13 protein-coding genes are annotated in these 13,933 nt (G+C 70.8%); 6 read left to right on the top strand and 7 right to left on the bottom strand.

The window, feature by feature from the left end; genetic code table 11:
• Nucleotides 1-15: 15 nt before the first annotated feature.
• From ACWZEH_RS03285 to ACWZEH_RS03270, 4 genes are all read left to right on the top strand, one after another.
• On the top strand, nucleotides 16-2,286 hold the full coding sequence (locus tag ACWZEH_RS03285; protein WP_456195456.1) for a beta-glucosidase: 2,271 nt from the start codon (nucleotides 16-18) through the stop codon (nucleotides 2,284-2,286).
• Nucleotides 2,283-4,046 carry a family 43 glycosylhydrolase gene (locus ACWZEH_RS03280; RefSeq protein WP_456195455.1) on the top strand — a complete coding sequence of 588 codons (1,764 nt, stop codon included), beginning with the start codon at nucleotides 2,283-2,285 and terminating at the stop codon, nucleotides 4,044-4,046. Before ACWZEH_RS03285 ends, ACWZEH_RS03280 begins: the two co-directional genes overlap by 4 nt.
• 52 nt (nucleotides 4,047-4,098) lie before the next feature.
• The gene (locus ACWZEH_RS03275) at nucleotides 4,099-4,866 is read left to right on the top strand and encodes an SDR family NAD(P)-dependent oxidoreductase (RefSeq protein ID WP_456195454.1); all 768 of its coding nucleotides are present in this window, start codon (nucleotides 4,099-4,101) and stop codon (nucleotides 4,864-4,866) included.
• Between the two features lie 88 nt (nucleotides 4,867-4,954).
• On the top strand, nucleotides 4,955-5,734 hold the full coding sequence (locus tag ACWZEH_RS03270) for an SDR family NAD(P)-dependent oxidoreductase (RefSeq protein WP_456195453.1): 780 nt from the start codon (nucleotides 4,955-4,957) through the stop codon (nucleotides 5,732-5,734).
• Between the two features lie 410 nt (nucleotides 5,735-6,144).
• Here the strand turns inward: ACWZEH_RS03270 and ACWZEH_RS03265 are convergent, their stop codons facing one another.
• The 3 genes from ACWZEH_RS03265 to ACWZEH_RS03255 all read right to left on the bottom strand — a co-directional run bounded on the left by ACWZEH_RS03265 (nucleotide 6,145) and on the right by ACWZEH_RS03255 (nucleotide 8,543).
• On the bottom strand, nucleotides 6,145-6,621 hold the full coding sequence (locus ACWZEH_RS03265; protein WP_456195452.1) for an SRPBCC domain-containing protein: 477 nt from the start codon (nucleotides 6,619-6,621) through the stop codon (nucleotides 6,145-6,147).
• Between the two features lie 39 nt (nucleotides 6,622-6,660).
• Nucleotides 6,661-7,497 (bottom strand): universal stress protein, encoded by an 837-nt coding sequence (locus ACWZEH_RS03260; RefSeq protein ID WP_456195451.1) that lies wholly within the window; start codon nucleotides 7,495-7,497, stop codon nucleotides 6,661-6,663.
• 149 nt (nucleotides 7,498-7,646) lie between these two features.
• On the bottom strand, nucleotides 7,647-8,543 hold the full coding sequence (locus ACWZEH_RS03255) for a universal stress protein (protein WP_456195450.1): 897 nt from the start codon (nucleotides 8,541-8,543) through the stop codon (nucleotides 7,647-7,649).
• Between the two features lie 354 nt (nucleotides 8,544-8,897).
• On the opposite strand from ACWZEH_RS03255, the gene ACWZEH_RS03250 reads away from it, so the two are divergent.
• Nucleotides 8,898-9,368, top strand: a complete 471-nt coding sequence (locus ACWZEH_RS03250) for a cation:proton antiporter regulatory subunit (RefSeq protein WP_456195449.1) — start codon at nucleotides 8,898-8,900, stop codon at nucleotides 9,366-9,368.
• A gap of 4 nt (nucleotides 9,369-9,372) precedes the next feature.
• Nucleotides 9,373-10,623 carry a cation:proton antiporter gene (locus ACWZEH_RS03245; protein WP_456195448.1) on the top strand — a complete coding sequence of 417 codons (1,251 nt, stop codon included), beginning with the start codon at nucleotides 9,373-9,375 and terminating at the stop codon, nucleotides 10,621-10,623.
• Between the two features lie 102 nt (nucleotides 10,624-10,725).
• Here the strand turns inward: ACWZEH_RS03245 and ACWZEH_RS03240 are convergent, their stop codons facing one another.
• The 4 genes from ACWZEH_RS03240 to ACWZEH_RS03225 all read right to left on the bottom strand — a co-directional run bounded on the left by ACWZEH_RS03240 (nucleotide 10,726) and on the right by ACWZEH_RS03225 (nucleotide 13,895).
• Nucleotides 10,726-11,832 carry a DNA polymerase III subunit beta family protein gene (locus ACWZEH_RS03240; protein WP_456195447.1) on the bottom strand — a complete coding sequence of 369 codons (1,107 nt, stop codon included), beginning with the start codon at nucleotides 11,830-11,832 and terminating at the stop codon, nucleotides 10,726-10,728.
• A gap of 209 nt (nucleotides 11,833-12,041) precedes the next feature.
• Complete coding sequence (locus tag ACWZEH_RS03235) at nucleotides 12,042-12,248, bottom strand: DUF397 domain-containing protein (RefSeq protein WP_456195446.1); 207 nt, start codon at nucleotides 12,246-12,248, stop codon at nucleotides 12,042-12,044.
• A 495-nt stretch (nucleotides 12,249-12,743) separates the two neighbouring features.
• On the bottom strand, nucleotides 12,744-13,232 hold the full coding sequence (locus ACWZEH_RS03230; protein WP_456195445.1) for a hypothetical protein: 489 nt from the start codon (nucleotides 13,230-13,232) through the stop codon (nucleotides 12,744-12,746).
• A 270-nt stretch (nucleotides 13,233-13,502) separates the two neighbouring features.
• Nucleotides 13,503-13,895: a DUF5997 family protein gene (locus ACWZEH_RS03225; protein WP_456195444.1), complete on the bottom strand. Its 393-nt coding sequence runs from the start codon at nucleotides 13,893-13,895 to the stop codon at nucleotides 13,503-13,505.
• Between the last annotated feature and the right edge of the window lie 38 nt (nucleotides 13,896-13,933).

Below are 13,933 nucleotides of genomic sequence, written 5' to 3'. Positions count from 1 at the left end.
CACGGAAGGAAACCGATGGCGAACATCCCCTTGGACGCCCTGTCCCTCGAGCAGAAGGCGTCATTGCTGACCGGTGGCGGCTTCTGGTCCACCACGGCCGTTCCCGAGGCAGGTATCGACGCGGTCGTGCTCTCCGACGGCCCCCACGGGGTCCGGCGTCAGAAGCACGGCACAGACCACCTCGGTCTGCATCACAGCGAACCGGCGACCTGCTTCCCGCCCGCCGTCGCGGTGGGCTCCAGCTGGAGCGAGGACGTGGCGGCGAAGATCGGCACCGCTCTCGCCAGGGAAGCCCGGGCGCTGGGAGTCGACATCCTGCTCGGCCCCGGCGTGAACATCAAGCGCTCACCTCTCGCAGGACGCAACTTCGAGTACTTCTCGGAGGACCCGCTCCTGTCCGGCGTGCTGGCCACGGCATATGTGCGGGCCCTGCAATCCGGTGGTGTCGGGGCCTCGGTGAAGCACTTCGCGGCCAACGACCAGGAGACCGACCGCATGGTGGTCAGCGCCGACATCGACGAACGCACACTGCGGGAGATCCATCTCTCGGCCTTCGAGCGGGTCGTCACCGACGCCGAACCGGCCACGGTCATGTGCTCCTACAACAAGATCAACGGCGTTCCCGCATCGGAACACCACCGCCTGCTCACCGATGTCCTGCGCACCGAATGGGGATACACCGGCGCGGTGATCTCCGACTGGGGTGCCGTGCGCAGCCGTCCCGCGGCACTGAACGCCGGCCTGGACCTGTCCATGCCCGGCCCGGGCCACCACGCGACGCAGGCCCTCGTCGACGCCGTACGGGCCGGCCATGTCGCGGAGGAGACGGTGGATCAGGCCGTGGCGCGCGTACTCGCCCTCGTCGACGCGGCCGGACACGATGCCGCTGCACCGGACCTGGACGCGCACCACGAGCTGGCCCGCGAGCTGGCGACCGAATGCGCGGTCCTGCTCAAGAACACGTGCGGCACCCTCCCGTTGGAGCGGCCGTCGTCCCTGCTCGTGATCGGGGAGTTCGCGACCGTACCTCGCTACCAAGGCGGTGGCAGCTCCCATGTGAACGCCACCAGCGTCGACATCCCGCTGGAGTGCATCCGAGCCCACGCCGCGGCGCGCGGAGCGGCCCTCACGTACGCGCGGGGATTCGCCACCGACGACGAGGAGGAAGAGACGGCGCTCCGCGAGGCCGCGGTGCGTGCCGCTGCCGAGGCAGAGGTCGTCGTCGTGTTCGCAGGCAACCCGGAGGCCGAGGAATCCGAGGGCTTCGATCGGCAGCGCCTCGAGCTCCCGGCGTCGCAGGTACGGCTGATCAGGGAAGTCGCGGCGGTGGCCGCGCGGACCGTGGTGGTGCTCGCGAACGGAGGAGTGGTCTCGCTGGAGGAGTGGCACGACGATGTCGACGCGATCCTGGAAGGTTTCCTCCTCGGACAAGGCGGTGGCGCGGCGATCGCCGATCTCCTCTTCGGCGCGGCCAATCCCTCCGGCCGGCTCGCGGAGACCATCCCCCTGCGCCTCAAGGACACCCCCACCTATCTGTCGTTCCCCGGAGAGCAGGGCCACGTCCGCTACTCCGAGGGCGTCATGGTCGGCTATCGCCACTACGAGACGGTCGACGCCCCGGTCCGCTATCCGTTCGGACACGGCCTGAGCTACACCGACTACGACATCGCCGGGCTGCGGGTGCGGGTCGAGGGACCTGCCGAGGCGTCACTGACCGTCACGGTGAGGAACACCGGAAGCCGCGCCGGCAAGTACGTGGTGCAGGTGTACGTCGCCACGCAGGCCGGTCCCGTGCGACGCCCGGAGCGCACGCTCGCGGCGTTCACCAAGACCTATCTCGAGCCCGGACAGGAGAAGGAGGTCCGGCTCAGGCTGGACCGAAGGGCGTTCGCGTACTGGGACGTTCCTCTTTCCCGGTGGGTCGTTGCGGACGGGACCTACGTCGTCCAGGTCGGCGAGAACGCCTCGGCCGTACTCCTCGAGCGGTCCGTCCACCTCGAGGGTGACGGCATCGCACCGCCACTGTCGCTGCAGTCGAACGTCGGCGACTGGCTCGCGCACCCCGTGGCGGGTCCCCGACTTCGGGCTCGCATGGCTCCGCTCATGGCGCAGGGCGGGCCGGAACCCGACGACGACAGTGACGAGATGCGCATGGTCGCGTCGATGCCGATGAACCAGATCCTCAACCTGTCCGGCGGCGCCCTCGACGGCGACTGGCTCGTGTCACTGATGAACACGCGCCACTGCGCTGACACCACCGAAGAAGAAGGAAGCGTGCACTCATGACGTCCGACCCCCGCGGCCGCACGACAGCGGTCATCTGCAACCCGCTGAACCTCCCCTACCGCTACCAGGACCTACGCCCCATGGCCGGGGGGCGGTCCGTGCACCGGGAAGCGGCCGACCCGTCGGTGATCCGGTACCGCGGCCGGTTCTACCTCTTCGCATCGATGTCAGCCGGCTTCTGGCACTCGACGGACCTGCTGAACTGGGAGTACCGAGTCAGCCGGAAACTTCCGCCGCTCGACTACGCTCCCGACGTCCGGGAGATCAACGGCGCCCTCTACGTCTCGGCGTCCCGGCAGACCGACAGCCCGTTCTTCCGCAGCGAGGACCCCCTCGCCGACGACTTCACTCTGGTGAACCCGGGCTTCACCTTCTGGGATCCCAACCTCTTCCAGGACGACGACGGCGCCGTCTACTTCTACTGGGGCTGTTCGAACAAGGAGCCCATCATGGGCGTTCGGGTCGACCCGGCGACCATGGACAGGATCGGCGAACCGGTCCCGCTGATCGGCGGCGATCCCGAGCACCATGGCTGGGAGCAGGTCGGGGAGAACCACGTCAAGACCGAACCCACGACGGAACTGGCCAAGGCGATCGCCGAGTACCTCGGTGACGCCCCGTTCATCGAAGGTGCCTGGATGACCCGGCACGGGGACACCTACTACCTGCAGTACTCCGCACCGGGCACGGAATGGAACACCTACGCGGACGGCTACTACACCGCGTCGTCGCCGCTCGGGCCGTTCGAGTACGCGCCCAGCAGTCCGTTCTCCTCGAAGCCCGGCGGCTTCATCACCGGCGCGGGGCACGGCAGCACCTTCCAGGACGAGCACGGCAACTGGTGGCACGCCTCGACCATGCGCGTTTCGGTGCACCACGAGTTCGAACGGCGCGTCGGGCTGTTCCCCGCCGGTTTCGACGCCGACGGCGTCCTGTTCTGCAACCAGAACTTCGCCGACTACCCGATGACCGTGCCGGACCGCCGGACCGATCCGTGGACCGGAACCTTCGCCGGGTGGATGCTGCAGTCGTTCCGCGCGAAGACGACCGCGTCGTCCTTCGCGGAAGGCCACGAACCCGACCTCGCGGTCAATGAGAACATCCGCACCTGGTGGACCGCCGCAACGGCCGAGCCCGGCCAGTGGCTCCAGATCGACCTCGGCCAGGAGCGCACCGTCGCGGCGATCCAGCTCAACCTCGCCGACGAGGGTCTGGCCGCGCATGCGCCGGAGAGGACCGACGGCGGCGAAGCCACCGGGGCATGGCGGGCGATCTACCCCGACCTCCACCCGACCGAGGTGCTCATCGAGGTCTCACAGGACGGCGAGCGGTGGTACACGGCCTCGGACAACCGAGGGTCGGGCGAAGACGCTCCGCACGCGTTCATGGTGCTCGAGCCTGCACGGCGGGCTCGGTTCGTCAGGGTCACGGCCGGCCGGATGCCCTTCGACGGGCCCATCTCCATCAGCGGCCTGCGGGTCTTCGGCACCGGTGACGGGGCGGCCCCCGCAGCCGTCACCGCGCGGGCGAGGCGGGTCGACGAGCTCACGGCACGGATCGAGTGGGAGCCCTGCGAGACGGCCCATGGGTACAACGTCCGTTACGGCATCGCGCCCGACAAGCTCTACCACAGCTGGCTGCTCTACGAGCAGAACGACCTTGACCTGCGGAGCCTGAACGCGGGGGCCGACTACTGGGTCGCCGTCGACTCGTTCAACGAGAACGGCATCACCCCCGGCCCGGTCTTGAGGATCACCTGAGATCCGCCCGGCCCCGTGGCCGGTCCATCCCCCAGCGCGTAGGAGCTCACCCATGCAAGGCTTGCACGACAAGGTCATCGTCTTCGCCGGCGCCGGCGGAATCGCCGACGCCGCCGCGAAGTTCCTCGGTGCGGGGGGCGCCCGGATCGTGGTCGGCGACGTCGTCGAGGCCTCGGCCCAAGCCGCCGTCCAGGCCGCCCGGGACGCCGGCGGCGAGGGCATCGCCACCGTCGCCGACATCGCGGACGACAACCAGGTCAAGCAGCAGATCGAATTGGCCATCACCACATACGGCCGCATCGACGGTCTGTTCAACGTGGCCGCCAACATCCATCCCGACGAGGTCGCCAAGGACACCGACGCGATCGGCATCGATCTGGCCGCGTGGCAACGCACCATCGACGTCAACCTCACCGGCTACCTGCTCACACTCAAGCACGCACTGCCGCACATGATCGCCGGCGGCGGCGGATCCGTGGTCAACACCCTGTCCGGCGCGGTCTACGCCGGCATGCCCGACAAGGTCGCCTACTCCGTGACCAAGGCCGGCGTCGGTGCACTCACCCGCCACGTCGCGCGCCGCTACGGCAAGGACGGCATCCGCTGCAACGGCGTCGCCCCCGGCCTGGTCATGACCCAGCAGACCGAACTCAACCTGCCCGGCGAGTTCCGCGACACGATCCTCGCGGGCACCCCGGCGCCCCGCCATGGCCGGCCCGACGACATCGGCGCCACCGTGGCCTTCCTCCTGTCCGACCTCACCCAATGGACAACCGGCCAAATTCTCTGCGCCGACGGCGGCACCACGATGCGCCCCTGAACCACGCACGGCTGCTCGGCACCACGGCCCGGCCGGCCGCCGTCAGCCTCTTGACACAAAACCCTCTCGATACCAGGAAAGAAGACCCATGGGAAAGCTGGACGGAAAAGTCGTACTGCTCACCGGAGCCTCCTCGGGCCTGGGAAAGCAGCAGGCAATCCGGATCGCCGAAGAGGGCGCCGCCCTCGCGATCTGTGCAAGGACCGAGAGCAAGCTCTCCGACACCAGGAAGCTCTGCGAGGACCGGGGCGCCGAGGTCCTGGCGATGCCGGTCGACATCATGGACCACGACGCGCTGTCCGCGTTCGTGGCCGCCACCGTCGATAAATTCGACACCATCGACGTCCTCGTCAACAACGCCCACACCATCACCGTCCCGGCTCCGTTCCTCGAGAAGACCGTCGACGATCTCGATGTCGAGATGCGCAGCTCCGTATACGCCTACTGGCACCTCATGAAGCTCTGCTTCCCTTACATGCGCGACCGGCCCGGAGCCGGCGCGTCCATCATCAACTTCGCCTCGGAAGCCGGCGTGATGGGTGACGCGTTGTACGCCCCGTACGCGGCGTCGAAGGAGGCGGTCCGAGGGCTGTCACGCGTCGTGGCGAGGGAATGGGGACAGTACAACATTCGCGTCAACACGCTGTGCCCCAACGGCATGACGGACAACATCTCCGGCGGGCTCGACTGGATGGAACCCCAGACGCGCGAACACATCGAGAAGAATTTCGTGAACAATCCGTTCGGCCGCGTCGGAAACCCCTACGAGGATGTCGCCCCGGTGACCGTGTTCCTCGCATCGGACGACAGCCGGTGGATCACGGGGCAGAACATCCATGCGGACGGAGGCGGCCTGATCAACGCCTGAGTGTCTGTCGGGCAGTCGGGATCCCGACTGCCCGACAGGACCCGGTCTCCCGGATCCTGTGGTCCCACGGCACCGTGGGCGTCACTGCCGACCTGCCCACCGAGAAACAGGTCCCCCGGCTGCTGGCCCGCTCCGAGTTTGCGGCCACCGGCTGGCGGGCCGCCTTCGCCGCCGTCGTCGCCGGCCCCTCGGCGTGCGTCCAGGCCCGACCGTGCAGGAACATCAGGTGGACCTCGCGGAGATCGGGAAGGCGGTGCCCCCGGGCTCGGCACGCGGCGACCGCTACCCGGCCGCGTTCATGGCGGGCCTCGGCGTGGGGAACCGAGCGCGGCCCTCCCCGCGGGACCCGCCCCGAAGCGGGTCCCGCGGGGAGGGTGCGGAAGAGGCCGGCGAGGCGGGTGCGGGCGGCTTCAGGAGGAAGCGGCGCCGCCCGACTCCACGAATCGGGCCAGATGCGTCAGCGCCCAGCGGGCCCCCGCCTCGTTGTCCGCGGCGGGCACGGCGTCGGGGACGCCCTCGTGGACCACCAAGACGTCGGTGCCGCCGCCGTCGGCGTCCGCGAGCGTGGTCGTCATGGTCATCGTGCCGCGCAGCGCCGGGTCCTCGGTCTCGAACTCGAGCACCTCCACCACCATCTCGTCCCGCACGAGCCGCGCGAAGCTGCCGTGGTACGTGTCGGTGTGCGCGGCAGACTTGCCGACCGCGTCCGGTGCGTCGTACGTGAGCGACATCCGGAACCTGCCGCCCTCGCGCGCCTCGAACTCGTGCACCTCGCCCCGCATGCCCGGCGGAACCCGCCACCGTGCGATCGCGTCCGCGCTCACCAGTGCCCGGTAGACGGCCGGACGGGGAGCGTCCACCCGCCCGGAGACCCGCGTCGTGTACATGGTCCCATCGTGCCGTCGTCCCATCGTGCCGTCGAGGGATCACCGCCCGCCGCGGACGACGGCGACCGGGCAGTCGGCGTGGTACAGCAGCGCCTGGCTCACCGAACCCAGCAGCATCCCGGTGAACCCGCCGTGTCCCCGGGCCCCGACCACCACCAACTGGGCTTCCCCGGCGGCGTCGAGCAGCGTGTGCCGTACCCGGGACCGCTCGAGCCGCAGCTCCACGGGCACCTCCAAACACGCGGCCCGCCAAGGGGCCACCGCCTCCTCCAGCCGGTGTTGGTGCTTCTCGCGGAGCCGGTCCAGGTCGACTGCCACGTTCAGCGGGTCGGCCGGGCCCTCGTACGGTGTCGGCTCGCTCCAGGTGTTCCACACGTGCAGCGCGATCAGCGGGGCTTTGCGCAGCGCAGCCTCGGCGAAGGCGAACTCCCCTGCCGCGGCCCCGGCGGGCGAACCGTCCACGGCGAGCAGGACGGGCCCCTGTGGACCGGGCCGGCCCCGGACCGCCATGACCGGACAGTGCGCGTGGGCGGCCAGCTGCACGACCGTCGAGCCCAGCAGCAGATCCCCGAACCGGGTGTGGCCCCGCCCGCCGACCACCGCCAGCACCGCGTGACGCGACTCGCTCCGCAGCACCGTCAGGGTCTCCCCGGACGCCACGGTCCTGGTCACCTCCAGGCCCGGCGCCTGGTCATGGGCCCGCTGCTCGGCCCGAGCCAGGACGCCGTGGACCATCGGGTCCAGGTCGGGGGAGCGGCTGAAGGCGTGCACGATCCGCAGCTCCGCGCCGCGCGGGCGCGCCTCATGGACCGCGACGTCCACCGCGGCGAGGCTGGACGGCGACCCGTCCACACCGACGATCACCGTGTCGTTCACCGCTCACTCCCGTCCGTGCCCGGTATGTCCTGGGTACCCGCGGGCGGAGACGGAACACCCCGTGCGAACTCCTGCTCGTCCACCCACCCATGGCGCGTGAACGAGAAGGAAAGGAGGGGAACAAGGGGAAAGCAGGGCGCGCGCGAGGCCTACGCCTTCCCGTCCTTCTTCCCGCCGCCGCGGACGACCGCCACCGGGCAGTGGGCGTGGTGCAGCATCGCCTGGCTGACCGAGCCGAGCAGCAGCCCGGAGAACCCGCCCCGCCCCCGGGCCCCGACCACCAGCAGCTGAGCCGTACGGCTCGCCTCGATGAGTGCTTCGCGCGTGCCGCCGTGCACCACCTCGTGCCGCACCTTCACCGCGGGGTACCGCTCCCGCTGCCCGGCCAGCGCCTCGGACAGCAGACGCTCCTCGGCCGCCCCCAGCTCGCCGGGCCGGCTCGCGTAGGGAGCCTTCTCGTCCTGTGGCGTGGGCGCGGGCGCGTTCCAACTGGTCCAGGAGTGCAGCGCGACCAGTCCGGCCCCGCGCAGCGACGCCTCGGCGAAGGCGAAGCCGATCGCCTTCGCGCCCGCCGGGGAACCGTCGACCCCGACCACCACCGGCCCGTCCGCGGCTCCCGTCTCCCGTACGACCAGTACCGGGCACTGCCCGTGACTCGCCAGATGTACCGCTGTCGATCCCACCAGAAGCCCGATGAAACCGCCCATGCCGCGCGATCCGACGACCACGAGTTCCGCGTCGGCGGACTGGGCCTCCAGCACGGTCAGCGGTTCGCCCGTCACCACGGCGTGTGAGACCTCGACGTCCGGTGCCACTGACCTGGCGTGCGCCACCGCCTCGGCCACCAGCTTCTCGACCATGGTCCGCAGACCGCCCTCGGGCGGTCCCAGCGGGGAGGCGCCCAGCGGCACGTGCATGGCGGGCCACAGGAACGCATGCACCACCCGCAGCCCGGCCCCGCGCCGCCGGGCCTCCGCCGCCGCGGCCCCCACCGCGGCCAGGCTCGACGCAGACCCGTCGACTCCCACAACGATCAGACCGCTCATCACGCCTCCAGGATCGGTACGTCACGGAAATGGTCCCACGCGGGCGTCCCCCCGGCATGGGCCCTGTGGGCCCCACCTCGTCGCCGGACGGACCCGAAGGTTCCCGCGCCGCGGGTCCGGGCCCCGGTATTGGTCCCACGCAGGGCGCGGCACGCACCGGCCCGGGCACCCCGGTGGATGATCCGTGGCCGTTGCGACTGTTGTCCGTCCGTGGCGACACCCGACATCCCGGCGAGATCGCGGGATGACACCATGTCCTCCCTGGGGCCGCCCATCAGTGTGATGAGGGCCCTCACCCATGTACGGACGACCAGAAGAAGACCGGGAAGGGGACGGGCTGTGCCTGCTCCACGGATGAGCACCACGCCACTGCCGGGCATCGGCGTGAAGTACGACCTCACCACACGTGAGCACCAGCACCTGTCCGTGATCGCGCACCGGGACGGCGCCCGCACGGTCAACGTCTACCGTTTTGACGACCCGGACGCCTGCGCCCAGTCGCTGCGGCTGAACGTCGCCGAGTCGGCCGCCCTGGTCGACGCACTGATGCCCGCTCACCACAGCCCGAACGTGCTGCACACGACCGACCTGGGACTGGTCGCCGAGCGCATCGAACTGTCCGCCGCCTCGCACTGGAACGGCAGGGTGCTGGGCGAGACGAGGATGCGCACCGAGACCGGCTCCTCGATCGTGGCCGTGCTGCGCCGGGCCGAGGCGATCCCGTCGCCGGCACCCGACTTCAGACTCGCCGGCGGTGACACGCTCATCGTCATCGGCACGCGTGAGGGCATCGAGACCGCCGCCGAGATCCTCGGGCGGGAATGAGCACATGCACTCTTCCGCGATCTTCCTGATCGAGTTCGGCGCGATCATTCTCGGACTCGGTCTCCTGGGGCGCCTCGCCGGGCGCCTGCGGTTCTCCCCGATCCCGCTCTACCTGCTGGCCGGCCTGGCCTTCGGTGAGGGCGGGCTGCTGCCGCTCGGCGCGAGCGAGGAATTCGTCGCGATCGGCGCCGAGATCGGCGTGATCCTGCTGCTGCTCATGCTCGGCCTCGAGTACACGGCCAGTGACCTGGTCTCCAACCTCAAGACCCAGTACCCGGCCGGCCTGGTCGACATGCTGCTGAACGCCGTGCCGGGCGCGATCCTCGCCCTGCTGCTCGGCTGGGGCCCGGTCGCCGCCGTGGTCCTCGCCGGCGTCACCTGGATCTCCTCCTCCGGCGTCATCGCCAAGGTCCTCAACGACCTCGGACGGCTCGGCAACCGGGAGACCCCGGTCATCCTCAGCATCGTCGTGCTGGAGGACCTGGCGATGGCGGTCTACCTGCCGATCATCACCGCCCTGCTGGCCGGCGTCAGCCTGGCCGCGGGAAGCGTCACGCTGGCCATCGCGCTCGGTGTCGCCGGACTCGTCCTCTTCGTCGCCGTCCGCTACGGGCGGGTCATCTCACGCTTCGTCTCCAGCGACGACCCGGAGAAACTGCTGCTGGTGGTCCTCGGTCTGACCCTGCTCATCGCCGGTCTCGCCCAGCAGCTGCAGGTGTCGGCCGCCGTCGGGGCGTTCCTCGTGGGCATCGCCCTGTCCGGCGAGGCGGCCGAGGGCGCGCACAACCTGCTGGCCCCGCTGCGCGACCTGTTCGCCGCGGTGTTCTTCGTCTTCTTCGGACTGCACACCGATCCGCAGTCCATCCCGCCGGTGATCCTGCCCGCCTTCGTGCTCGCCGTCGTCACCGCGCTGACGAAGATAGCCACCGGCTGGTGGGCCGCCCGACGGGCCGGAATCTCCGGGAAGGGCCGCTGGCGCGCGGGCGGCACGCTGGTCGCTCGCGGCGAGTTCTCCATCGTCATCGCCGGACTCGCGGTCACCGCGGGCATCGAGCCCCAGCTCGGCCCGCTGGCCACCTCCTACGTCCTGATCCTGGTCATCCTGGGCCCGCTCACCGCCCGCTACACCGAGCCCATCGCCCTCCGCCTGACCAGGAGGAAGACCCCTGTGAACGCCACGGCCACCCCTGCCGAGGCCGGACCCGCCCTGGAGACGCTGGAGCCGGTCGAGGACGGCAAGACCGAACGGCCGTAGCACGGGGGCCGTCCCCCTCCGCGGCACGGGTCCCGTGTTCCCACCCCGACCGGGGACGTGGAGCACGGGACCTTTCGGTGTTCGGTGAGGTGGTCCCGGGCCCTAGCCGTCCAGCCGGACCGGCATCAGCAGGGAGAACGTGTCCTCGTCGTCCGGCCGGCGGATCGCGAGGGGCGCCGTGGGGGCGCCGAACTCCAGGACCAGCCGCTCCCGGGCCCCGGCGTCGAGGGCGTCCAGCAGGAACGCACGGTTGACCGCGAGACGGCAGCCGTCTCCGTCCACACCGCCGTCCCCGTCCGTCCCGTCGTCGCAGACGCGCACCGCGCCGTCGGCGCCGGCCTCGATCACACTGAGGTCGAAGACCGCCCCGTCCTCCTCGCGCACCTCGCCCGTACGGACGGGACCCTCCTGCACCGCTTCCCGGAAGGCGGCCACCTCGACCGGGGCGCGGCGCCCGGCGGGAAGACCGACCAGACGGCGGTAGTCCGGGAACTCGTGCTCGAGGACCTGACCGGCCACCTGGCGGCCCCCCTCGGTCTCCAGCGCCACCCGGTCGCCGTCGACGGCGAGCCGTACGGACTCGGGGCCGCCGGCCAGCGCCCGCATGGCGTCGGCGAGCGGCAGCGGCACGAGTACCTGCACGCGGGACCCGTCGTGCCCGGTGACCGGGACCCGCGCGACAGCCAGCCGGTACCGGTCGGTGGCCACGAGGCGCAGCGCGTCGCCCTCGAGGTCGAAGAGGATCCCGCCGAGCATCGGCAACCCGGGGTCGGTACCGGCCGCGAAGCGGACCGCGTCCAACGCGGCGGCCAGCTCGGGCGAGGCAACGGCCGGCCGGGCCGAGGAGGTACGGAGTGGGGTCATGGGTTTCTCCCTGTCGTCGAGTAGGGCTCGGAGCGTGGAGAACTCACCGCGGGCACGGGACAACCCCTGTTCCAGCCGGCGCAGGTGCGCCTGAAGAAGCTGCCGTACCAGATCGGTGTCCGTACCGGCCCAGCCGGCCAGCACCAGCCGGATGTCGGCCAGCGGCATGCCGGCCCGCCGCAGCCGCGCCAGCAGCCGGGCCTCGTCCAACTGCCCGGGGGCGTACCAGCGGTAGCCGCTCACCGGATCGACCCGGGCGGGGACCAGCACACCCGCACGGTCGTAGAACCGCAGGGCACTCACGCTCAGTCCGCAGTCCCGGGCCGTCTCACCAATGCTGTGCATCTCGCTCTCCACGCCCACGACCCTCGTGCCTCGACAAGGTCGAGGGTCAACCCGGACCCGGAAAGGCCCGGCGACGGCCGGTCCGCTCGCTCACCGTGCCCGGTTGCGGCACCCTCGGCCGTCGCGAGGGACCACAGCAAGCGACGGGCTCGTCCACGTCACTTCAAGGACACGGACGAGCCCGTCGTACGCTCGGGAACACGGTGACGCTACACGACCGCGAGCGCCACGAACGCGGCCCACTCGTCCCGGCGGATCCGCAGCACCGGGCCATCGCCCACGGTCTTGGAGTCCCGTACGTACACGGCGCCCGCTCCGGCGGCCACCTCGACGCAGTCGCCGCCGTTGGTTCCGCTGCAGCTGCTCTTGAACCACGCGAGGTTACCGGGCCGCTCAATGTGCTGGTCGATGCTCATAGCTCCCCTGCCAAGCGCTCGATGAACCTGACAGACTCCTCGGTGCTGAGGGACTGTGAGCGCAGCATTCCGTACTGGAGACAGAACTCGCTGACCTCGTCCCGGCCGAGCCGGCGTCCACGCCATCGCGCACGGCCGTCTCCCCGGGCGGGACTTCCGGCTGACTCTGCTCCTCCTGCCCGAACACGACGTCGTCCGTGTGGAGGTGACCGACACCCGTCCGGAGCTTCTGCCGCACCTCGTCGCCACCCCGACGACGCCCGACGCGGAGTCCGGGCGCGGCCTGCGCCTCGTTGAGGCGTATGCGGACCGCCGGGGCTGCAGTGTCCGCGACGCGTATACCAAGACCGTCTGGGCGGAGGTGCCTCTCCGTGCGGGGCATGCCCCGGTGGGGGCCCGGGAGAAGCGAGTGATGTCCCTCCCCGAGGGCGGGGTGGCCGTCCGCCGTAGGCGGGTCGAGGATCTGCTGTCGAGATCATTTCCTCGACGAGGCACTCACCAACTCCCCGGCTCACCCGGATCCGACCCCGCCGGGGTCAGGACGGCGAGGGTTCCGGTGGCTCTGCGGAGGGCCTGTTCGAGGGGGACGGGGGAGTGGAGGGTACCGGTGCCGTCCGGGGGGACGAGCCATTCCAGGCGGCCGGTGGGCCGGTACGGCGGGGGCACCGCGACCCAGGAGCCCCGGCCGACGTGCCGTACGCCGAAGCCGATCCACTCACTGGCCGGGTCGGGCGGCAGGAAGAAGCCGACCCGGCGGGCCGTGACGTCCACCAGGGTGGGGCCGGGCACCTTCAGCGGATCGTTCCACAGGAGGTCCAGGGCGAGCAGTCCGAGCCGGTCGGGCACGCTGAGCACGTCCCAGTAGCGCCCTGCCGCCAGGAGAGCCGTTCCGGTGCCGTGATCCCACTGCCGCTTGCACTCACGGGGGTCCCGGGCCGCGGCGGCCAGCCATTCGACGGCCTGTTTCCATCCGGCGCTCTGCATGTCCCACCCCGGGCACGGTCGGCCGCGCCGCTTCGGGCGCGTGCTGGATCCGGGCCGACGGCCTCACGGGCGTGCGCGCCGGCCCGGCGTGCAGCCATGGTGATAGATATTTCTATGCGCCGGAAGGGGTGGCGCAGGCTTGCGTCCCCCGGTTCCGTACCCTGTGGCCTTCCACTCGAACGAGAACACCCCCGAAGGGAAAGTCCGTTCGGGGATGTTCGGCGTCAGGGGGCGTGACATGAGGAGAGGGGGGCGGAGGGCACGCCGGGGTCAGCCGGTGTGCTTCGCGCGCTCCGCGTCCCGCTGCCTGATGCGCTCCGCCTCCTTGCGCACCTCCGCCTGAGTGGCCTGCTCACGCTCCAGCCACTCGGGGCGCTCCTCCCTGAGGGCGTCGATCTGCTCCGTGGTGAGCGGCTCGGTGATTCCGCCGCGGGCGAGACCGGCGATGGAGACGCCCAGCCTCGACGCGACCACGGGGCGGGGGTGCGGACCGTTGCGCCGCAGGTCCTGCAGCCACTGGGGCGGGTCTGCCTGGAGCGCGTTCAGCTCGGCGCGAGAGACGACACCCTCCCGGAACTCGGCGGGGGTGGCCTCGAGGTACACACCCAGTTTCCTCGCCGCGGTCGCGGGCTTCATCGTCTGGGTGTTTTGGTGCGACGTCATGGTGTCCAGGGTATCGACCGTACGCGCGACCGCCGACC

This window comes from Streptomyces yamdrokensis, assembly GCF_053890455.1.
Note: the sequence above shows the minus strand (reverse complement) of the source record. Positions and strands in the feature narration are given on the sequence as shown.

Bases quoted from the DNA above. Each gene is read 5' to 3' on its own strand.
- ACWZEH_RS03285 (WP_456195456.1), top strand. From the start codon at position 16: ATGGCGAACATCCCCTTGGACGCCCTGTCCCTCGAGCAGAAGGCGTCA.
- ACWZEH_RS03280 (WP_456195455.1), top strand. From the start codon at position 2,283: ATGACGTCCGACCCCCGCGGCCGCACGACAGCGGTCATCTGCAACCCG.
- ACWZEH_RS03275 (WP_456195454.1), top strand. From the start codon at position 4,099: ATGCAAGGCTTGCACGACAAGGTCATCGTCTTCGCCGGCGCCGGCGGA.
- ACWZEH_RS03270 (WP_456195453.1), top strand. From the start codon at position 4,955: ATGGGAAAGCTGGACGGAAAAGTCGTACTGCTCACCGGAGCCTCCTCG.
- ACWZEH_RS03265 (WP_456195452.1), bottom strand. From the start codon at position 6,621: ATGTACACGACGCGGGTCTCCGGGCGGGTGGACGCTCCCCGTCCGGCC.
- ACWZEH_RS03255 (WP_456195450.1), bottom strand. From the start codon at position 8,543: ATGAGCGGTCTGATCGTTGTGGGAGTCGACGGGTCTGCGTCGAGCCTG.
- ACWZEH_RS03250 (WP_456195449.1), top strand. From the start codon at position 8,898: ATGAGCACCACGCCACTGCCGGGCATCGGCGTGAAGTACGACCTCACC.
- ACWZEH_RS03245 (WP_456195448.1), top strand. From the start codon at position 9,373: ATGCACTCTTCCGCGATCTTCCTGATCGAGTTCGGCGCGATCATTCTC.
- ACWZEH_RS03240 (WP_456195447.1), bottom strand. From the start codon at position 11,832: ATGCACAGCATTGGTGAGACGGCCCGGGACTGCGGACTGAGCGTGAGT.
- ACWZEH_RS03235 (WP_456195446.1), bottom strand. From the start codon at position 12,248: ATGAGCATCGACCAGCACATTGAGCGGCCCGGTAACCTCGCGTGGTTC.
- ACWZEH_RS03230 (WP_456195445.1), bottom strand. From the start codon at position 13,232: ATGCAGAGCGCCGGATGGAAACAGGCCGTCGAATGGCTGGCCGCCGCG.
- ACWZEH_RS03225 (WP_456195444.1), bottom strand. From the start codon at position 13,895: ATGACGTCGCACCAAAACACCCAGACGATGAAGCCCGCGACCGCGGCG.